General features: G+C 55.6%; 19 protein-coding genes and 3 pseudogenes. 7 read left to right on the forward strand and 15 right to left on the reverse strand.

From position 1 onward, the window contains the following. Positions 1-3: 3 nt before the first annotated feature. On the reverse strand, positions 4-1,548 hold the full coding sequence (locus ACA059_RS09765; protein WP_497633621.1) for a multicopper oxidase family protein: 1,545 nt from the start codon (positions 1,546-1,548) through the stop codon (positions 4-6). A gap of 236 nt (positions 1,549-1,784) precedes the next feature. Beyond that, positions 1,785-2,021, reverse strand: coding sequence for a hypothetical protein (locus ACA059_RS09770; protein ID WP_497633622.1), 237 nt, complete (start codon positions 2,019-2,021; stop codon positions 1,785-1,787). A 244-nt stretch (positions 2,022-2,265) separates the two neighbouring features. On the opposite strand from ACA059_RS09770, the gene ACA059_RS09775 reads away from it, so the two are divergent. Further along, a complete protein-coding gene (locus ACA059_RS09775) occupies positions 2,266-2,571 on the forward strand; it encodes a hypothetical protein (protein WP_497633623.1) in 306 nt (101 codons plus the stop codon). Positions 2,572-2,865: 294 nt separating this feature from the next. Here the strand turns inward: ACA059_RS09775 and ACA059_RS09780 are convergent, their stop codons facing one another. The 7 genes from ACA059_RS09780 to ACA059_RS09810 form a co-directional block, all read right to left on the reverse strand. Continuing rightward, on the reverse strand, positions 2,866-3,228 hold the full coding sequence (locus ACA059_RS09780) for a hypothetical protein (RefSeq protein ID WP_497633624.1): 363 nt from the start codon (positions 3,226-3,228) through the stop codon (positions 2,866-2,868). Between the two features lie 300 nt (positions 3,229-3,528). After that, positions 3,529-4,896, reverse strand: coding sequence for a DUF1329 domain-containing protein (locus tag ACA059_RS09785; RefSeq protein ID WP_497633625.1), 1,368 nt, complete (start codon positions 4,894-4,896; stop codon positions 3,529-3,531). Positions 4,897-4,914: 18 nt separating this feature from the next. After that, a complete protein-coding gene (locus tag ACA059_RS09790) occupies positions 4,915-6,867 on the reverse strand; it encodes a DUF1302 domain-containing protein (protein ID WP_497633626.1) in 1,953 nt (650 codons plus the stop codon). Positions 6,868-7,002: 135 nt separating this feature from the next. Next, positions 7,003-7,557 (reverse strand): hypothetical protein, encoded by a 555-nt coding sequence (locus ACA059_RS09795; protein ID WP_497633627.1) that lies wholly within the window; start codon positions 7,555-7,557, stop codon positions 7,003-7,005. Positions 7,558-7,560: 3 nt separating this feature from the next. After that, complete coding sequence (locus tag ACA059_RS09800) at positions 7,561-8,802, reverse strand: sterol desaturase family protein (RefSeq protein ID WP_497633628.1); 1,242 nt, start codon at positions 8,800-8,802, stop codon at positions 7,561-7,563. 94 nt (positions 8,803-8,896) lie between these two features. After that, positions 8,897-9,916, reverse strand: a complete 1,020-nt coding sequence (locus ACA059_RS09805) for an AraC family transcriptional regulator (RefSeq protein ID WP_497633629.1) — start codon at positions 9,914-9,916, stop codon at positions 8,897-8,899. Positions 9,917-10,000: 84 nt separating this feature from the next. After that, positions 10,001-10,696, reverse strand: coding sequence for an SDR family NAD(P)-dependent oxidoreductase (locus tag ACA059_RS09810; protein ID WP_497633630.1), 696 nt, complete (start codon positions 10,694-10,696; stop codon positions 10,001-10,003). Between the two features lie 475 nt (positions 10,697-11,171). On the opposite strand from ACA059_RS09810, the gene ACA059_RS09815 reads away from it, so the two are divergent. Then, positions 11,172-11,660: a hypothetical protein gene (locus ACA059_RS09815; RefSeq protein ID WP_497633631.1), complete on the forward strand. Its 489-nt coding sequence runs from the start codon at positions 11,172-11,174 to the stop codon at positions 11,658-11,660. A gap of 197 nt (positions 11,661-11,857) precedes the next feature. Here the strand turns inward: ACA059_RS09815 and ACA059_RS09820 are convergent, their stop codons facing one another. Both ACA059_RS09820 and hdeA read right to left on the reverse strand, forming a co-directional pair. Next, complete coding sequence (locus ACA059_RS09820) at positions 11,858-12,193, reverse strand: hypothetical protein (protein ID WP_497633632.1); 336 nt, start codon at positions 12,191-12,193, stop codon at positions 11,858-11,860. A gap of 287 nt (positions 12,194-12,480) precedes the next feature. Then, positions 12,481-12,770 (reverse strand): annotated as a pseudogene (gene hdeA / locus ACA059_RS09825) (acid-activated periplasmic chaperone HdeA). A gap of 202 nt (positions 12,771-12,972) precedes the next feature. On the opposite strand from hdeA, the gene ACA059_RS09830 reads away from it, so the two are divergent. The 3 genes and pseudogenes from ACA059_RS09830 to ACA059_RS09840 all read left to right on the forward strand — a co-directional run bounded on the left by ACA059_RS09830 (position 12,973) and on the right by ACA059_RS09840 (position 16,187). Then, a complete protein-coding gene (locus tag ACA059_RS09830) occupies positions 12,973-13,566 on the forward strand; it encodes a c-type cytochrome (protein ID WP_497633633.1) in 594 nt (197 codons plus the stop codon). Between the two features lie 13 nt (positions 13,567-13,579). Next, positions 13,580-14,638, forward strand: a complete 1,059-nt coding sequence (locus tag ACA059_RS09835; protein ID WP_497633634.1) for a c-type cytochrome — start codon at positions 13,580-13,582, stop codon at positions 14,636-14,638. 128 nt (positions 14,639-14,766) lie between these two features. After that, a pseudogene (locus ACA059_RS09840) lies at positions 14,767-16,187 on the forward strand (IS1182 family transposase). Between the two features lie 207 nt (positions 16,188-16,394). On the opposite strand, the gene ACA059_RS09845 reads toward ACA059_RS09840, so the two are convergent. The 4 genes from ACA059_RS09845 to ACA059_RS09860 form a co-directional block, all read right to left on the reverse strand. Beyond that, positions 16,395-16,763, reverse strand: a complete 369-nt coding sequence (locus tag ACA059_RS09845) for an antibiotic biosynthesis monooxygenase family protein (protein ID WP_497633635.1) — start codon at positions 16,761-16,763, stop codon at positions 16,395-16,397. A gap of 41 nt (positions 16,764-16,804) precedes the next feature. Further along, a complete protein-coding gene (locus tag ACA059_RS09850) occupies positions 16,805-17,779 on the reverse strand; it encodes a zinc-dependent alcohol dehydrogenase family protein (RefSeq protein WP_497633636.1) in 975 nt (324 codons plus the stop codon). A 61-nt stretch (positions 17,780-17,840) separates the two neighbouring features. Beyond that, on the reverse strand, positions 17,841-18,143 hold the full coding sequence (locus tag ACA059_RS09855; RefSeq protein WP_017338400.1) for an ArsR/SmtB family transcription factor: 303 nt from the start codon (positions 18,141-18,143) through the stop codon (positions 17,841-17,843). 508 nt (positions 18,144-18,651) lie between these two features. Then, the gene (locus ACA059_RS09860) at positions 18,652-19,110 is read right to left on the reverse strand and encodes a hemerythrin domain-containing protein (RefSeq protein WP_497633637.1); all 459 of its coding nucleotides are present in this window, start codon (positions 19,108-19,110) and stop codon (positions 18,652-18,654) included. A 311-nt stretch (positions 19,111-19,421) separates the two neighbouring features. On the opposite strand from ACA059_RS09860, the pseudogene ACA059_RS09865 reads away from it, so the two are divergent. Both ACA059_RS09865 and ACA059_RS09870 read left to right on the forward strand, forming a co-directional pair. Continuing rightward, positions 19,422-19,562: pseudogene (locus ACA059_RS09865) on the forward strand (methyl-accepting chemotaxis protein); the annotation flags it as partial. Positions 19,563-19,726: 164 nt separating this feature from the next. Beyond that, positions 19,727-20,056 (forward strand): DHCW motif cupin fold protein, encoded by a 330-nt coding sequence (locus ACA059_RS09870; protein ID WP_497634648.1) that lies wholly within the window; start codon positions 19,727-19,729, stop codon positions 20,054-20,056. Positions 20,057-20,621: the final 565 nt, after the last annotated feature.

A 20,621-nucleotide genomic window follows, 5' to 3' on the forward strand; every position in this document is an offset into this window, starting at 1 on the left:
CTTTTACTTGATGAGCGGCTTGATCAGCGGGCTGGACGCTTTCGGGTCCTGTCCGGTGTTGCGCAGGTAGGAGCACAACTGGTTGTTTTCTCCGTAGAGCCCGCCCAAGGGTTCGAGCTTGACCGCCTGCTCGTAGTCCTCGGGCTTGACCACCTGAATCGCCTGCATCATGCCGCCGTCCTCGTGTTCGAGGATGTGGCAGTGGTAGACGAACTTGCCGAGGATCACCGGATCGCGAAACGGAATTCGCACGGTGATCGATCCCGTGGCGGGGATGAACACATTGTCCCGATAGCCGCTGAACTGCACCGGTATGCCATTGATCTCGGTGACCTGGAAATCCACCTGGTGAATATGAAACTGGTGCAATTCCTGGGACGGGTTGAACAGTCGCCACTCTTCCACGTCGCCGAGCTTGACCGTGGTGTTGACCCGGTCCAGTTCGAAGCGGGTGCCGTTGATCAAGAACGCGTTGGAATCGGTGTCCGAATCCTGAAAGGCGAACTGACGCGTCTTGTTCACCGCGATCTTGCTGAAGTCCTCTGCCGGCGGATAGGCGCTGGTGATCTGCCGGGTCGCAACCCGTTCACCGCTGGAACGCAACACCGCCAGCTTCGTCGCCGGGTAATCATCTCCGGCCGGGCCGGTGTTGCCGGAGCCTGTTTCGATTTCGTAGGAGCCTGCCGGCGGCCCGACCACTAACACGCTGAAACGCGCGGATGGCCCGATCAACACCTGATCGGTGTCGACCCTGCGCGTCACGGTATTGCCGTCGCGCGACAACACTTGCATCGACTGGCCGTTGATGCGAATCCGGAAGTATTGGTTGGCGGCAATGTTGATGAAATGCCAAAGCTGGGTTTCCCCGGGCTTGATGTCGATGATCGGCACTTCCTGGCCGTTGACGGTACGAATCGACGGGGCGCTGGTGATGATTTCGCTGGCGACTTTGCCGGTCAGGGTTTTCTGAAAATTACGCAGAACCAGGACCTGTTCCTTGATGCCCTTGAGTTCGGGGAACGGATCGAGCATGCCGTCGACGAGAATCGGCCCGGCAATCCCGGCGGACACCTGGCGCTGGGAACCACCATGGAAATGGCTGTGATACCAGTAGGCGCCAGGGCTGTGTTCGAGCGGCAGTTTGACGTTGTATTCGCCGACTTGATGGGGCTGGATCACGCGAAAAATATTATCGCCCTCATCCAGAGGCGACACCTGCATGCCGTGGAAATGCAGGTTGGTGATTTCGTCCATGCGGTTATCCAGACGAATCGCCATGGTCCCGCCCGGTCGCGTTCGAATCAGCGGCGAATCGTAGTCGCCGTTGAACACCAGGGAAACGTAACGCTCATTACCGACGTTGACCTGCTGTTCGGCCGCCGTCAGCGTGGCGTGGGTCACACCGCTGGCATCGTAGGTGAATTCGGGATTCTGGCGCAGAGGTTGGGGCGCACGCTCGACGGCATGCTGAGTTGCACAACCGGTCAATGTCAGCGCACAGATGCTCGCGCAGAAGACCAAGAGGCGGACGCTGAAAGCTCTGGCCATGATCGCGACCTTCGGTGGCTTGGCTATGAACTACGCGCGCAGTTCGTCGGTGCGTTGCCCAAGGGTGATCAGAAGACACCGCGCAATGCCACAAGCCAAGGCCGGCGTGGCTTTTAAGGGGGTTGCGCGTAACTTTTCGTAGTGTAGAACAGCGCAAGGGGGGCGCAAGTATTTGGATCCACGAATCGTTACCCAACCGATGAACAGCACTTCTTGATAATCATTGCCGTTACCCATCAGAGGTGTTTCTTGGCTTCCTTATCGATATGCCGGTCATCTTTATGGCGCTCTTTCTCCAATTCCTTGGCTTCTTTATCAATGTCCTTTCCGTCGCGATCGACATCTTTGTCTACGTCACGGACGCCGTCCCTGACGTCTTTCGCGACATCCCCTTCGGCTTGTGTAATGCCCGCGTGACACATCAGGCCCGCAGCCAACAGGGAAGCCACTAGAATTGCATTGAGGGATCGCATTTCAAAGCTCCTTTTTCATCAACGCAGTTGTGTAATTGCGAGATAAAAAATAGATGCAATGAACAAAGATTGCCAACCCGCTGGTCGCGCCTGTGCAGTGATCGACGGACTGCCCTGCAAGCATGTCGCGCAACCTTACGCCGAATATCTGATTGTTCTGGTTCGCAACCCACCGATTTACCGGCTGAGCCTACGCTTCACCTGATCAGATGAAAGGCCCTTTCTCCTATCAGGAATACTTCGTGTGGTGATCAATGTCCGGCAGGAGGACGTGATTCGGCAAAACCTGCTGGCGATCAACGCGATCGTTTATGTGACGACGTGCTTAATTGCTTATTGGGCGCTGCGGACACTCAAGGCTAAACGCAATTATCAACTGGAGCGAATAGCCGACGGGTTGTTTTTGCTCGGGCTGACCTTGACCACCCTTACGAGGGTTCATCACGTTTTCCATGTCGTAAGGGTTAAAACATGCGCTCTAACCCCGTGGCACGACACGCGCTTCACTGTTACTTTCTTCCGCCCCCTAGCGGCTCAATGGGAAGGCTGATGGCCAAAAGAAACCGCTGACGAAAGACTGCTAACGGCCCAGAGTGTGTAAAAACGCTTCATCAAAATTGAAGTTTGCGCATCTATGCGAAATCTGAAAATTATCGGCTGCTCAGCCGATTTAGATTTTTGCGGAGAAACGCGATTTTCAGTCCAACACTGGGCTCCAATCGCGCTGAAAAACGTTTTTACACAACCTCTGCCGGAAGCAACCTGTCGTGAAAAGCAGATTCGGACCGTTACCGTCATTGGGGAGGTATGCAAAATCTTCGCAGTGGCAGCCCGCGATGAGCAATCACTCCGTGCTTCTGCTGCGCAAGGCGCACCAGGTCCAGACGCCACCGCAAAAATCCACGACCCCGAATAGCATCAGCACCGGTTCGCTCAACTGTAACGCTACGAAAACCGTGAAGCTCACCAGCACCAGGGCGCGGGTATAGACGGACGCCCAGTAAACCTCAAGGCATTCACTGCGTGCGGCGAACCAGTAATAGATCCCGATGTTGAAAGCGAGCACGCCGACCACGCGGATCCACACTTCAGATGTCGCTTCCATCCCAAATAGCGTGATGATCAGGTTGGGCACCAGCATGAGCGCCAGTCCCAGCAGCATGAGATAGACCGCGAAGTATCTGAGCGAACGGGCGGCGCGAGACATGGTCTTCCTTAGGGCACGATAGGATGGCAAAGGTTAGCGTTACGCCGAGCGCCGAGCATGTTGGCGGACGTCAATCTGCGTGTGCGAACACGCCGTCCAGTCAGCGACAGGAAGGGTAACTTGCTACGTGCGGGGTCGGCTCCGGTCAGTACAGCAGCGAAATCGAAGAGGCGTTCCTTTTGCCCCCCGCCGTCAGCAGCCGTGCTGGGCGACATGATGACGCCCCGGAAACCAGGGAAGCCGCAACCCGCCACGCCATCGAGGATGCCTTGGTGCGGAGGGTGTTGGGCTACCGTCGAATCATCGGGTCCCGCGACGACGCAGCGCGGCCGGGCTGAAGTATTCGCCATCCGGAATCGCCTGGCCGAAGTCGATGCCGGTCGGCTCCTCGTTGTCCAGGTTCAGCGCGACATAGCGACGCGCCTGCAAGTCATGGAAGGCATCGATAGAGGTCCACGTCGTGGGTAGTTCATAGTGGTTTTTCAGATAGGCCAGCGATACACGCCACAACTCGCCACGGCCGTCATATTGGTCGACCTCCGCCGCTCCCCAACTGTCCTCGTCGAGGAACATCACCCGCTTGGAATAAATGTGTCGGGAACCTGGTTTCAGCGTGCCCTCGACCACCCACACCCGGTGCAGTTCGTAGCGCGTGTATTTCGGGTTCAGATGATTGGGCGTGAGCAGATCCTTGTACTTCACATCAGCCGCAGACAACCGGTAGTTGTTGTAGGGAATGTAGATCTCTTTCTTGCCCAGCAACTTCCAGTTGAAGCGGTCAGGGGCTCCGTTATACATGTCGGTATCGTCAGCCGTGCGCAGACCGTCGGAGGAGGCGATGGGGGTGTCGTAGGCCAGGGTGGGCGCGCGTCGTACGCGACGCTGACCGGCGCTGTAAGCCCAGGCCTGACGCGGTTCCTGGACCTGATCAAGGGTTTCATGAACCAGTGAGGCACTGCCCGCCAGGCGCGCCGGGCTTTTGGTGAAGGCCAGGTAATAAAACATGATGTTGCCCAGGTCGGCATAGCTTCCACCCGGTTGGTAGTACTTGAATAACGCTTCTTGCTCACTGATCACAGGGGTGTAGTCGCCGTTACGCTGAACCGCGGCTTCGGCGGAGCGACGCATAGCGTAAACGCCCCGGTAGCGAGCGATGTGGTTCCACACCGCTTCCACACCGCTTTGCGGGATCGGGAACGGAATGCCGCCAACGGCATCGACGAAGCCATTGCCATCGGCGACCAGTTTCGCCGTGGTGGCATTTTTAAAGGTGTTGTCGTATACCGACTGCGGCGCCGAGCCACTCCGACGGCTGGTATAAACCGGGATCTGGTAAGTCTCGGGATAGTTGTTGAACAGGGCGATCTGCCCGGGTGTCAGGTTGTTCTTGTACTGCTCCAGATTGGCTTTGGTTATGGTGAATAGTGGCTTGTCGTCCTTGAAAGGATCGATGTGGTGTTGCCCCGGCTTGAAGCCTGCCGGCTCCTGCGTTATTCCGCCAGTCCAGGCCGGAATGGTGCCCGCAGCATTGGCCGATTTTTCCGCACCGAATGGCGTCAAGGATGACTTTAGAGTGGCCGCGTCTTGCGGGGAAACCGCCGCCAGCGCGCTGACGCTGGACAGTGCCAGGGCCAACGCGGTACTGACAAGGATGCGCATGTTGCTCATTATTTTTTCTCCGTGAACTCAGAAGGAATACTTGACGTTGAAACCGACGTTGTCGCGGTCGCGCGCAGCGTTTTCCTGCCCGGCGCCATAGAACGAGGTGTACTGCAACTCCGCCTCCAGACTATTCATGTAGGCGGCCTTTAAACCCAGCGTGTAAGCCTTGCGCCCGGCGATGAAATTGCCGGCCTGGTAGGAGTTGCCGCTGAAGTCGTCCTTGTAGACGGCGTAAGGCGAGAGGTTCACCCCGGCGAAGACGTCGTTCCACGTGCCCGTCAACATGACGGTGGCGCCATAGGCGTTGCGGTTGACTTGATCGCTGCGGTCAAAGCCCGAGACATATGCGCCGTTGGAGCGTCCCGAGTAGTAGCGGGTCGACCCGTCGTAGGCTGTGTATTGCAGGCTGCTGCCGCGTATCTGCTCGGCCGCGACCTCGATCACACCCATCAACGAGCTGAACGACAGCGCCGGGCCGAAGTTGTAAAGACTGCCGATGGAGCTGTTGAAAGCCTCCACGCGCTCGTAGTCGTGGATTTGGCCGCCGAGGGCAACCTGCTGCCCGCCGACGTTGACCGTCTGACCACTGACGATCTTCCCGGCCTGGGCCAGCATGTCCCCCAGCAGATCATTGGTAGTGGCGACGCCGATTGGCAGGTTGGGGCGATAAGCGATCTCGCCGAACAGCGAGGCATCGCCCAGCGTGGTGTTGAAGCTCAGGCCGTACATGCGGATATTTTCAACGTATTCGCGCTTGGCCGTGGTCTGGTTGGCCAGGTCCACCGCCGCTGCGCCATTGACCAGGCCCAGTGTCTGAATCGCGTTGGCGTTGCCCGCGGCAGCCGCGTTGATTAGGTTGTTGTACGACGAGAAACCGCCCAAGCCTGCCATCTGGTTCATGTTGACGCCGGCATACGCCGGGTTCAAATCGGCATAGATCACCGGATCCTTGGCGTGGTAGTTGACGAAGTAGAAACCGAACTCGGTCGAGTTGAGCTGCTCGGCGATGTAGTGGAAGGCGGCACCGAACTGGCCATCGTTTTTCGCATTGATGTCCTGGCCGATGTTGGAGACTTTGAAGTAGCCGTTGGGGTCCAGGTAATTGGTGCCCTGCAATCCGGCAAAATGGCTGGCGGCCAGTTGCGGGTAGAGGCGCTGGAACGTTGGGTTGGAGAATGCATTGACGCGGGTATAACCGGTGTTGCCGCCGTCGGCGAACAGGTCGGTCTCGGAGAAAAATGTCCCTACGGGATCGAGACGGGTTTCTTTCCAGTTCCACTGGTAGAACGTGTCCATCGACAGGTTATCGGTCAGGCCGATGTTGAAGCTGACAGCTTCAACCGGCATCAGCACTTCCTTGACCTCGGCGCCCGGCAGGCGGAATTTGGAAGAGTCCACCGGGTTGGTTGTGTTCACTCCGCCACGGTAAAAGAGGCCTTCACCCCAGTTGAACACCTGGCGCCCCAGGCGTGCTGTCACCGGGTGCTCGGCAATGTCCCAGTTGCCGTAGACGTAGGCGTCGAGGATGTCCGCGCGACTGCCGGCAATGTCGCGGGTCTCCTGGGTGAAATGATCGTTCTGCGGATAAGACTGGCTCGGCTGCGCAGGCTGGTTGTGGTCGTAGTAGTTGTTGCGCTTGTCCATGATCTGCGTGTCATAGAACGCGGAACCACGCACGAACAGGCCGTAATTGTCGTAGGTCGCCCCCAAGTCGGAGGTGATCTTGTACACCTCTGAAGCGAGGCCGGGACTGAAATTCCGGTTGCCGTCGTTTGAGTTGACGTCATTGTTGGTCTTGTCCTGGCCTTGCACACGCCACAGCGCGCCGTAGGACACCGTCGTGTCCAATGAGCCGGTGACCTGATTGTCGAGGAAACTGAATTCAGCAGCCCTTGACTGTCCGCTGAGAATCAAGGGGAAAACACAGGCTAGGGCGGACCCGGCCTGCAAGCATCGCTTGCGGGAATTGGATTCCATCTGAACTGCTCCAACGACTGATTATTATTGTTTGCGTCATTAGCCGGGGCGCCACTTTGGCGCCCGGAGGTACTTATCGAAGCGGCGTGTCGCTTTCACATCGTGATGGTTTCCTCCATTCGATCCGCACAGCCGTCAGCGAGCCAGGGTCGCAGGCGAGCGCGATAGCGGTCCCGTACTGACAAGGCGTGCTATCCCCCAGGAAAGCGCGGCCAGCATTAACGTCAGGTGATAGATGTCGAGGCGAGCGATGCCATGCCATTCGCCACGGGCCCCGCCCACCAGTCTGGCAAAGATGAACAGCAGGCTGCCTGCGACTGCCAATGACCAGCGTCGCGAGCGGCCTGGCCAGGCGATGGCGACCAGTGCGAGCAGGTTGCCGGCCAAGGCCAATTGTTCCGGGACCCACAGCAGGACCGCGGCGCTGGCGATCAGCAGCAACCGATGGGGCGTGCGCTGCAAGCAGCCAACGGCGATCAACAGCAGGGCGATGCGTCCGGAAACAGCCGACATGGCTTGATGCGCAGGCTGCACCTGCTCAAGCCCGGCATACACCAGGGCGCCGGCCGTTGCGGTTGCCGCTATGAGCAGGAAGCCAATCGCACGCCAGCCTTGTCGGTCTTTCATGCTGACTGTGCATGCCCAGAGGCACGCGATGCACAGCAGCAGTTCGCAAATCACGCTGGTCATGACTCACGCCTCCACTGGCAACGGACGGCGCAGCGAACGCACAAGCGTACCCAGCAGCACCAGGCTAGCCACACAGAACAGCGTCATTACCCAGGCAATCGGCAAACCCCATTGCAGGTGGGCGATGGCCCCCGGGGTGGCCAACGAGCAAAGCCACAACACTTGCCAGCGACCATGCCCCGGTGCATTTTCGAGGGTGCGCCCCAGTACCCACAGCGAGGCCAGAATCCACGTCGCGCCGAGCACTTGCCAGGGCAGGCTGAGCTGAAAAGCCAGGGCAATGAAACTCAGCCCCAAAGGCATGACCAGCACCATCTGTAGCAAGCAATAGAGCGCAGTTGCGCTGGAAATACGCGGACGGTAGATGCGGAACGCGCTGATGTCATGTGGCGGGTGGGGCTTGAGGCGATGCGCTGCGGCAGGCCTCCAGCCGGGTGGGGCGAACCACATTTTGAAGCGATCCGCCCAGTTGTCCGCCAGCCGGAAATCCTCCAGAAGGCCCAGGTATTTGTGCAGGTTTGCCTTGATCGGATCGAAGGTTTTGAGCTGCCCATGGATGCCATAAATGATCGGCTCCTCGTGCGCCGGCCGTTCCTTGGCAAAGCTGCCGAAGAGGTGATCCCACAGCATCAGGACCCCGCCGTAATTGCGGTTCACGCAGTAGTCGTTCTGGCCGTGATGCACGCGGTGATTGGACGGCGAGGCGAAGCAGTAGTCGAACCAGCCGAGGCTTCCGATATGACGTGTGTGAATCCAGAACTGGTAACCCAACACCACGGCACCGCTGACGATGAACACGGTCGGTGGCAGACCGATGATCGCCAGCGACCAGTAGAAGAACCAGTTAGTGAAAAAACCGGTGCCGGTCTGACGCATCGCGGTCGAGTAGTTGAACTCTTCGCTGGAGTGATGCACGACGTGGGACGCCCAGACCAGATTGGTTTCATGGCCCATGCGGTGATGCCAGTAGTAGCAGAAGTCGTAGCCGATCAGGCCGATGGCCCAGACCCACCAGTGCGAGGTGGAAAGTTCGAAGACAGCGAGGTACTTGTATGCCAGCAAATACAGGCCGATGTTAAGCCCTTTGGCAAAGATGTTCAGAACCTGGCCACCGAGGCCGAGGGAGATACTCGAGAGGCTGTCGCTCAAGGCAAAGGTCTGGCGGCGACGCCAGAAGCTCCAGAGCAACTCCAGCAGAAGCAGCATGATGAACGCGGGGATCGCGTAGACGATGGCATTGGGCATTTTCTGCCTCCTTGTTATGTAGCAAGGAAGCTAACCTGATCCTCGTCCAACGGCTTGACGCTGGGCGTCAGGGTGCATGTTGGATGGCGCCAATTTACTGTTTGGAAATTGTCTTGCGAAAATCCGCCGGCGAAATACCCCGGGCTTGACGGAAGGCATGACTGAAAGCGCTGGCCTGCGAGAAGCCAAGCGTCAACGCGATATCCATGATGCTGGCATCGGTGCTGCGCAGATGATGGTCAGCCAGTTCCATGCGAATGGTCTCCAGCACCTGGGTGAAGCTTTCGCCTTCGGCTGCCAGTTTGCGCTGCAGCGTGCGCGGCGACATGGCGAGGTGGCTGGCGAGGTTTTCGAGGCTGAAGTCGCCGACGGACAGGTTTTCCACCAGCAATGCACGCAGGCGGCCAATCACGGACAACGGCGCGTAGGAGCGACCCAGTTGCACGGTTGCCTCCAGCAACAGACTTTTGTGGGTGCGCGGATCTGCGCCCTGCACCCGGGTTTTGAGCATCGATTCGGGAAATACCAGGGTGTTGCTACGGGCGCCGAACTGCACCGGGCAACCGAAGAAACGTTCGTAGTGGGAAGGGTCCCCTACCGCCGGATGTATCATCGTGACTTCGAGCAAGGGGTCGTTGCTGGCAATCAACCAGCGACCAAAGGAGGCCCACCCAGCCAGTACCGCTTCCTGGTAGAAGGCACAGTAGGGCTCCAGTTCGCTGATGCGCTGGTCTTCTATCAACACGCGGCCGTCGTTGATAGCAATGTGCGTCTGGCTCGACGGGCTATCGAAAACGATCTTGCCGAAACGCCGGATCATGCTCATCGACTCGCCGAGGGTGGCGCTGGTCATCGACACATAGCCAAGCACGCCATAGGTGCCCGGGCGCACCGCTGCACCCACCAGTAATCCGAAATGCGGCAGTCCGCTCATGGACGCCGAAAGCGCCAGCAGTGCTCTGAGTTGATGCATGGGAATGCGCAGAATCGGATCGGACAACCGCTCCCGTTGCAGGCCGATTCTGGCAAGCAACACTTCACCGTCGCAGCCATGCTGCTCGGCGATATCAAGGACGTGATTGACGAAAGCTGCACTGGAAGTGGCGGGACGCATGGGGCACAGAAGTCCGGTGATCCGGTTGGGGCCCGGATTCTAACAGCACGGGCATCGCCACTGCGAGCGACGCCCGTCTGCGAACTAGCCCCGACCCGTAACCGGAATACCGGCACCCGTGACGGCCGATGCCGCGTCCGAAAGCAGGAACAGGATGACCGCTACAAGCTGTGCTGGCGTCACCCAGCGATCATGCTCGGCATCGGGCATGGCGTGGCGATTCTGCGGTGTGTCGATGATGCTCGGCAGCACTGCGTTGACGGTGATTCCCTTGTCCTTGAGCTCTTCGGCGAGGGTTTCGGTGAGACGCAAGACGCCGGATTTGGACGCCGCATAGGCCCCCATTCCCAGCCCGGCTTTTGCCGCTGCGCCGGAACCGATATTGACGATGCGACCATTCGATGACTGAAGGATCAGCGGCAGCATGGCCTTGCTGGCATTCAATGCCGTACGCACATTCAGCTCGAAGAGCCGATCCCATGTTTGTGTTTCGCCATGTTGCACCGTTTCCCAGGCGAAACCTCCAGCCACGTTGACCAATCCGTCGAGCCGACCGAAATGCGCCTGGATACGTCTCGCCACTTCCTCGCAGTCGGCATAAGCAGTCAGGTCGACACCGGGTAGCACAAGCAGCTCCGACGATGAAGGTATCGCCGATGTTGCCTGATCGATCAGGACCACATGGGCGCCTTGGGCCGCAGCCATACGGGTCAGGGTTTCGCCCAGATTACCCAATGCCCCGGTGATCGCTACGACTCTTTGAGAGAGTGAATTATTCATCAATGCTTTCCTTCTTTCTGGTGTGCACACACGCTAATCAGGCCGGTGCTCTGCGTCATGCGTCAGTGCGCCAGATTGATTGCGCTCTCGCGCCAAATTCCAACGACAGCCAGACTGGCCTCCACGTGCATCGTGTTCTTGGCTTAACGTCCACCGGTGAAGCCTGATGGTTCCTCCGGACTCCAGCACCAAGAGCGATGGCGTGCGCCTGTATGAACAATATTTTTGCCCATTTTGGAGGCTCTTAGAGGTGAGCATTGGTCAGCTGATCACGGATCTACTACAGTGGATTCGAAGGTTTTTGCGTTTTGTTGGGAGGCGGCCGCGACCACGCATTCTATTTGTCGCATCATCGATGGAAGGGTTTCAGTATGAGAAATTCTTTAGTCGCCCTAACCCTGACGGTAGCCGCACTGATCAGTGCGCCAGTCATGGCCCAGCGACAAGGGGCTCCAGAGATCCAGAAGATAATGCAGTGCCCATTCCTGCTGCTTTCTGGCTATTTGTCCAGACCGTCATTTCCATGACTTTCGAGGGAAACACGCTCACGTTGAAAGGCGTGGCGGCGCAAACCCTCATGTTTGCTGACCGTCCCGAGCGTATGACGGGCGACGCAGCAACTGGCAAGTTCGTCAGCTTCTGGACTTCGGGCAAGAGTGACTTCGAAAAGGATCCGCCGAATGCCACCCTTTCAGTGACGGTCGAAGGCACACCACAGCTTGCTGTCGTCGGGCTTACCAACCCAAAGCTCAAAGGCGACACCCTGACTTATACCGTGAAGTTGCTTGACGGCACGCCGTCTGTCACAGGCCAACCTGCAACCCTGTTTATTGATTGGTGGTACGGACCGGGCCGGGGGCCACGCCATTACTGGCATGCCGGGCCTTGGGGACTGTACGGTGGTGGCCGTTGCTGGCGTGGACCGTATGGAGGGCTTTACTGCCGGCCGGCATGGGGCTATTGAGACTCGTTGTTTGTCCTTGCGCCGCAAGAAACAGAATCCGATGCCTGAGCAGGCATCGGATTTTCTTTTGCACCGTTGTCTTGATGTTCACTTCACTTGAAAGGCTGAACTGAATCGAGACGGGGGACATTAGTGAATGTTTCAAAACTTGCTCCGATAGTTGAAGTAGCGCTGTTCAGGCGGCGTTTTTTATATAACTACGTAAATGTCATCGTCCATGTGATAAAGCCTGCAACTCCCGTCGTCCAGGTCAGAGCGGCCAGAAAAAGCCCGTCAGTAAATTTTTCCAACAGGTGATTACGGTTAAATTGTCTAGTTCGCAATGACCAGTACGACAGAATCGTTGTGATCAGGTAGAAAATTGCGTTGATCGCAAGCAAGTCATCACCCAGGGTTCCCTCTTTTCTCAACGTGGTCACCACTTGGAAAATCCCGATTACCGTAATGCAGACGCCCACCATTGCGGATGAGGCGACAAAAATATGAACACAGATGTCTTCATTCAGACTGATGGAAGACTTTGTTTCTTTCATGGCATTTTCCCTCGCAGGGGTTAGGAAACCTGATATCAGAAACGCTAGGGCCATCCGTCTGGCCGATACAGATCAACCAAGCCGACGTATCAGCCAGTGTAGCGACTACCTTTCTTTCTTAGACAGATTGCTGCCCATCGCGGAGGGCTGCAACCGAACCAAAGCGTCATCGCCTTCACTGGCGCGGCTCACAACGGCCAGCTAACTGACCGGGGATTGAAAGGTGGGAAGCAGAACTGAAGACAAATACTTGAATACCTTGAGCGGACTGTCTTCAGTTTTTACATTTACTGCTTGGCTTTCGTTTGTTTGAGCGTATCAACGAATGACCCCTGGGCATTTTGAGTACAAGCTTCAATCACCTTTGGTGTCACCGTGAGGGTGCCATCGACATCCATTACGCCATCGACGGGCTTACCTGATTTAGTGAAACCTCGGCAAAAAAAACAGCATTGGGTTGATATTTCTCATCTATCTCCAGGAAGTCTCCACATGTCCACTTTTCGACAGGTTTGGAGGGGGCTTTCGCGGCCACGACCGTCGAGCTGGCAATTATTGCGAGGTAGGCTACAACCATTTGTTTTGCATTAATTGGATTATCCTCGATACAGAGTTGCGTGGTTAAGGATATGAATGTTCGTTAAAAAACATTCATGGGAATTCCCTATAGGTCAAAAAAGGAATTGTGCATGGCAGCCCTTTGGTGATCAACAGTGCGGCCAACTTCAATTATCTGTACTAGGTTGATAGTGACTTCGCTCATGAGCTGGAGAAGCGATATGCTGATTTCAAAGGTGATCGTGCTTTTGGGAATGTGCGTGGTGGCAGAGGTGAGTGCGCTGGAAACACCGTCAGACGTTCAGGCCTGCATTGCCTGTCACGGCGCAAACGGTGAAGGAACGCCCCAAGGCCCAATGCTTGCCGGACTTTCCGCGCCCTACATCAGTGCCCAGATCGAGAATTTCATTGCTGGACGGCGTAGCAATCCAATGATGTCGGCCGTTGCGCAAGGCTATAGCGATGTGAACTTACGCAATCAAGTCGCAGCATATTTCGCCGGGCAGGGCACAACGCCCAAGTTGCGCGTACGTGGCGAGCAAATAGAGACCACGCTTGCTGGGCAACTTTACTACCAGGGTGATCTGCGGCGCGATCTCCCGGCTTGCTACAGCTGCCACGGCCCCAGCGCCATCGGTAGTGGTCCGTTCCCTCGTTTGGCCGGACAACAAGCTGCTTATTTGAAAGAGCAGCTAATGGCCTGGAAACATGGGCAGCGAAGCGGTGATCCCGACAACATGATGGGCAACATAGCTCAGAAGTTGAGCGCGGATGACATAGTTGCATTGTCTGGCTACCTCTCAAGCATTCGATAAGGAGCAGAGGTCGATGACGACATGGCATGTGGTGATGGCGGTGTGGATAGCTTTTCCATTACTGGCGATGGCGGAGGGGCCAGACATGAGTGCCCAAGTTCCGGCACAGGCCAAGGCAGTTACGCCCGTCGACTTCGTACCTCGGGATCTGACAAAGGTCCCCGAAGGAGAATTCGGCGACAAGGTGCGCCGAGGATATGAACTGTTTGTTGACACTCAACAACTGAACGGCAGTTATGTCGGCAATCAACTCAACTGCACCAATTGCCATTTGAGCAACGGCGCAAAAGACTATTCGGCTCCGTTATGGGCAGCCTATCTCGCCTATCCATTATTTCGCGCAAAAGATAATCATGTCGATACTTTTGCAGAGCGCGTCCAGGCCTGTTTCATCTACTCCATGAACGGCAAGGCACCCGCCTTGGGCTCGTCGGAAGTGTTGGCGATATCCGCTTATTCGTACTGGATGCTGATGGGGGGATTGCTTGATAAGTCCGGCATGGCCGACACTCCCGTTCCTGAAATTACTGACAGTGAGTTGCAATCGGGTGGAAACGAGAAAACATTTGAGCTACCTGAGCCGATAGCGCAAAAGATTAAGACTATCGGCCGTCGGAACATGCCTGGTCGAGGGTTCGCAGCTTTGCCGGCATCACAGTCACCGCCTTCTCCTGATCGAGGGCGCCCGGTATACGTTCATTACTGTGCTGTTTGTCATGGCGCGAGAGGAGAGGGCACCGAGATGGGGGGCGTGCCGATCATGCCTGCGCTGTGGGGTGATGACTCCTATAACTGGGGGGCCGGCATGCATCGCATCAATACAGCCGCCCAATTCATTTTCGACAATATGCCGTTGGGAAAGGCTGTACAACTCACTCCGCAACAGGCTTGGGATGTAGCCGCCTACGTTAACAGTCAAGAGCGCCCGCAAGATCCGCGGTTCAAGGGCAACGTTGCCACCACGGCCAAAACGTTTCACCGCGGGGAGCAATGTTTTTATGGGCAAACTGTGGATGGTGCGATTTTAGGGACTGAAGCGCTTCCGCTCACGAAAAAGCCGAAGGACAACTGACAGTTTTTACCGGGCATTGGCGGATGCAGGTTTCAGTTGTTTGAAGGGCTGCTTTTGGCTCAGAGTGTGTAAAAACGCCTTCGCGGACACTTGCTATGATTTCTGAGGATTCATCGCAGGGATCGCCCATGAAGCGCTTTATCCAAGGTGAACATCGAGGCCAAGGCACCTATTTCCCGAGAGCCTCGACGACTACGTCAGCGATACCAATCCGGTGCGCGTAGTCGACGTCTTTGTCGACGAACTCGACCTGGTCAAACTGGGTTTTGAAGGCGTCATACCGGCAGATACTGGCCGGCCGGCTTACCACCCCGCGATCTTCCTGAAGATTTACATCTACGGCTATCTCAACCGCATTCAGTTGAGCCGGCGCCTGGAGCGAGAAGCCCAGCGTAACGTCGAATTGATGTGGCTAACCGGACGTTTGATGCCGGACTTCAAGACCATCGCCAACTTCCGAAAAGACAACAGCAAGGCCATCCGAGGCGTCTGTCGCCAGTTCGTTGTGCTGTGTCAGCAGTTGGGACTGTTTGGAGAACACCTGTTCGCCATCGATGGCAGCAAATTCAAAGCAGTCAACAACCGCGACCGCAACGCCAAACTGAAGCGGCGAATGGAAGAAATTGAATCGAGCATCAATCGTTACCTGACGGCACTCGATGCTGCCGATCGGCAAGAACCAACAGCTTCCGAGCCCAGTGCCGTGAGGCTGGAAGAGAAAATCGCCAAGCTCAAAACTCAAATGAAAGAGCTTCAGGCGATCGAAATCCAGCTCAATGAATCGCCGGATAAACAGGTCGCACTGACCGATCCAGACAGCCGCTCCATGATGACGCGCGGCACGGGAATCGTCGGCTACAACGTGCAGACAGCGGTCGATACTCAGCACCATTTGATCGGTGCCCATGAGGTGACCAACGTCGGTTCTGACCGCGATCAACTCAGCTCGATGGCCCAGCAGGCCCGCGAAGCGATGGCGTCAGAAGCGCTTTCGGTAGTAGCTGACCGAGGTTACTTCAAAAGCGAAGAAATCCTGGCTTGCCACGATGCAGGCATCACCGCCTATGTGCCCAAGCCGATGACCTCTGGAGCCAAAGCAGACGGGCGTTTCAATAACGATGCCTTCATCTATGACGCGGCAAAAAACGAATACATTTGCCCGGCTGGAGAGGCGCTGATCTGGCGCTATACCAACGTTGAAAAAGGCCTGACGTTGCACCGTTACTGGAGTTCGAAATGCCGGGGTTGCGCAATGAAACCGCAGTGCACACCGAGCACGGAACGGCGGGTTCGACGCTGGGAGCATGAAGCCGTCCTGGAGGAAATGCAGAACAGGCTGAGCAACGCGCCGGAAATGATGCGGACCCGAAAACGGACTGTTGAGCATCCCTTCGGGACGCTCAAACAATGGATGGGTGCAACGCACTTTCTCACGCGAAAGCTCAACGGGGTCAGTGCAGAGATGAGTCTGAACGTGCTCGCCTACAATTTAAAAAGGGTCATGAAAATCATCGGCACCGCTGATTTGATGAAAGCGTTAGCGGCGTAAAAACCGCTCTTTTTACCCCATCCAAAGGACTTTCAGAGGTTGTTGAGCCGTTTAGCTGTTCCTCAAAACGTCGTGATGTTGATCAGTTTTCGAAACGAAAGCACGGGCTGCTGACGTCGATACAGAAAACTCAATCTGACGTTTTTACACACTCTGGGCCGAAAGTTGCCGGTCATGAACGTCTGTTTCCGACAACGGCTATTTGCTTTAAGGCCACAAGCCTCTTAAGGCGCTGGCAGCACCCATGCCAACGGTATTGTTTGGATCATCATGTTCGTCAGTCCTAAAAGCTGCCCCCTCAATATGGTAGACCTTCGGTTCTTCCGAAAAATATTCCTCTAAACCCATCATGAACAGCCGATGGTCTTCACTCGCTTCGAAGCCCGGCGTGTGATCTTCGAGTGATTGCCATCTCACTATCAGGTTGAATAGCTCGGGGCTTTCGATCCCTTGCGCGAGCAGGTGGCCGCCGTAACCTTTGGCGCGGCTGAGCAAAGGAGCGACCTCGGCAAATGCACGTCGGAACATTTCAATGCGTTCTTTGTGAACGGGGAGCAGAGCGATCTCATAGATCATGGCGTTCCTCTAAATTGACTTGAACGATTAAAAGTACGCACTTACGAGATGAGCGATGGCTCGACTGCAATCGCGATTTTTCCTTGAATACCGTTGTTGAGACTTTCCAGCCGGGCATGGGCGAGGGGAATGTCGGCAAGCGAATAGACGGCGCCAGCGTGTGGCCGCAGCTGACCGCGCGCTATCAATGCGCTCAACTCATCAAGCTTGCCGCGGTTTTGCCTGGTGAAAACGAAGTGATAACTCGCGTTCTTGCCCCAGGCCTGAACGACGTTTTGTGGCTGTGCAATGTCCACGATCGTAACGACGCGGCCAAGTTGTGCGAGCACGTCGGGGCTACGTGACAATGTGTTGCCGCCGATGGTGTCGAACACAACATCAACGCCGCGGCCACCCGTTTCCCGAATGACGGCGTCAACATAATCTTCTTTTTCGTAGTCGATGATCACATCGGCACCCAAGCTGCGTGCGAACTCAACGTTTGCTTCGCGTACGGTTGTGAACACCCTTGCTCCCATAGCTTTCGCCAGCTGGATCGCGACATGACCGACGCCTCCCGCGCCGCCGTGTACAAGAATGCTTTCCCCGACCCTGAGCGCCGCACGCACGACCAGTGCTTCCCACGCCGTCCCGCCAACCAAGGTCAGGCTTGCCGCCTCAAGATGGCTCAGCGAGGGAGGCTTCTTCCCGATAATGCTTTCGGCAGCGACGTGGTACTCGGCATAACTTCCTGGCCCGTCAAATATTTGCGGGGTGTACCAGACTTCGTCTCCTGGAACGAGGGTCGTCACACCTGGCCCAACTTCTTCGACAACGCCAGATACGTCGTGTCCGGTAATGGCCGGCAGTTGCACCAGTTCGGGATAATCGCCGCGTCGAACCTGGTAATCCAATGGATTGATGGAGGTTGCGTGTACCCGGACCAGGACCTGTCCCGTGTGCGGCACGGGCTTGGGCACGTCGCAGAGTTCGAACGATTCAGGACCGCCAAATGATTTAAGTATCATCGCTTTCATAGTAAATCCTCGTATCGATAAAAAGAAATATCGAGATATCTCGATATATCGCGATAAAAAATTACAGATCTTTCCCAATGATCTCGGCAAGCGCACTGATGGTTGCTTCATTCCGTTTGTAGTAGGTCCACTGACCGATGCGCCTGACTTCGACCAGGCCCACTCGTTGCAACGTGGCAAGATAACCGGACACCGTTGACTGCGACAGTCCGATACCTTCTTGAATACTACTGACGCAGACTCCGACCGTGAGAACGTCACCTTCATCCTGCGGAGGGAAGTTCTTTGCGGGATCCTTCAAACCTTTCAAGATTTCAAGACGCGTAGGGTTTGAGAGGGCTTTGAATATTTCGATCAATTCCATGAGCTGAGGATATCGAGATTTATCGATATGTCAATGCGAAAGATTAGAACAATCTTGAGCTTCGAATTGCCAACGGTTTCGTAGGCTGGACCGAGTGTCTGCTTCTGGCCGTTTTCTGCCTATCGCGACTGACTGAAGTCGACTCAAGTTGCCGGTGGACCGCTGCACCTGTTGAGCCGTGTGGGCCCTGAGATCAGCCAACGAAACCAAGGGCGGCTCATCTGCCTAAACGCATGACCACTAGAAATTTGCATCATCACCCGCAGCTCCCCGTGGCCAGATTCGTCATAGGCGGCTAGAGATCTATAATCGAAATAATGCGATTAGTCGCAACACTTATTCCATGTCTGGCGAATGTGTGGGTGTAAGGCTCACAATCCATCTCGTTCGTAATTCTATAAGTAATCCTACAAGCCAGCGGTGTATCATCTGGCATCCACGCAATAAATTTGTGAGATTGAGTATTAAGTAGCAGCCTGATGTTGAAGTAAGACGGTTAAAGTTCCGATTAATGCCACTGACGCTTTATTTCCTGCCACTGGATTTCTGACACCCACTTATCTGCCACCGGAAAGAAAATATTCTCCTCAGCATCCATATGGTCGTAGTATTTCTTGATGAAGTCATCGATAGTGTCAGCGATTACTCTCGCCTCCTGAGTTGAGTCCTCCAACATCTTAAGCTGTCCAGCAATGCGCTCAAATGCTTGATGATCTCGCTCGATATCCTTGACCCGTTGGTGGATCGGTGCCTCAGTCGCTAGCAGGGCCTGCCGAATAAGCTCTTCATTTTCATGGTGGTGTCGCTCTGCATCACCATGCAAGGCTTCCAGCAGCTTAAACAACAGCTTGCCGTCATCGGCACCAGCGGATTCATGCCTCAACCTCCCCAGCAATCCTTTAATCTGAGTAATTTTGATAGCCACCTCATGATGATATATGTGCAGTTCTTTCAACAAAGCGTTCATATCAAATCCTCAACTACACCAAACCATCACAGCGAAAATATTATTAACCACCCACTCCGAGGATAGCCACACATATCAAATTCCATAACTTCTAATCTTTCCACCCCCAAGCACTCACCAGCGCGTATTAACCTTTTTATTATAGTCTGGCGCAAAACTCTCGCCCCCCAAAATTTGTCACCCTTGGATGAATTTGAAATAACAAGTGAATGTTCATATACGCTTTTGTATTTGCTTAAGGCGACGCTAAACCAACGCCCCTTGGCACACCGAGCACCGTCACCAGCCACCCGCGGGCGCCCTGCAATTGGGTTGCCGAGCAGACCAACCTGCTGGCGCTCAACGCCGCCATCGAAGCGGCTCGGGCGGGGGAGCAGGGGCGAGGCTCTGCCGTGGTCGCCGACGATGTTCGCCCTCTGGCGCAGCCTACAAGGACTTCGACCCAGCGCCTGTAATTTCTTAGGCAAAGCCGACAGGCAACTGTGGGCCGAGAGCTTCCTCTGGCTTTCACGCTTGAGTGGGCGCCTGTATTTCATAAATGCGGGGCATCTGTGTCTATCGAAAGGATCACTGGATGCGTACGGTCCACAGACATCCTTTCATTGATGAGGCAACCATGGACCTAACCGCTGTTCCCTTTGGTACGACTGATTGGTCGACTGTCGAACCTGTCGAGTATGTTGGACAGACGGGTACCGCCTATTGGCGGACCTGCCAGTTTGGTTCGACGCGTGTGAGGATGGTTGAATACAGTCCTGGCTATCTGGCCGACCACTGGTGCTGGAGAGGTCATATCCTGTTGTGCCTGGAAGGCGAGTTGCACACGGAGTTGGAGGATGGTCGTCAGTTCACACTCACCGCGGGGATGAGCTATCAGGTGGGCAGCAACGCTGAGGGACATCGATCTTTCAGCAGTACGGGTGCCAGGTTGTTCGTTGTGGATTAACGCTGGAATTAACCGCTATAGACCCAGACTGTGTGAAAACGCATGCGCCATTTTGAAGTCTGCGTTGCTACGTAAAATCTGCCAGCGTTTGGTTAATCAGCAGGCCGTAAATTTGAGTAGGAACGCGATTTTCGTTGCAGTCCTGACCGTCAAACCTACTTTAAAAAGGTTTCACACAACCTGGACCCAAAGCTGCCTGTCATAGCAGGCATTAACCGGCCAAAAACAGTCACTCCCTTGTAGTAACACGCCTATCTGTTACAGATATCAAGACTGGCGATTGGGCTGCTCGGACTTTTTTACCGAAGGTCCCGAGTTCAACCGAATCCTTTGTAGAACAAGCAGATAGACATGCTGGGTGAGGTTCGACCTCACCTGTACCTATGAACTATGAATTTTCGCTGGCTGACCACGTCGAGGGTAAACATGCGGAGCCTCGATTCTCTCCTTGAGCTTGGCAGCATAGTCCTGAGCACTTTTTTCATGCCGAAACTGCACTCGTCGGATGCCAAAACATACAGACCAAAGAGCTTCGCTTTGACAGGATAGATACTCGACCTTCACT

The sequence above is a fragment of the Pseudomonas sp. LBUM1647 genome (assembly GCF_059716175.1).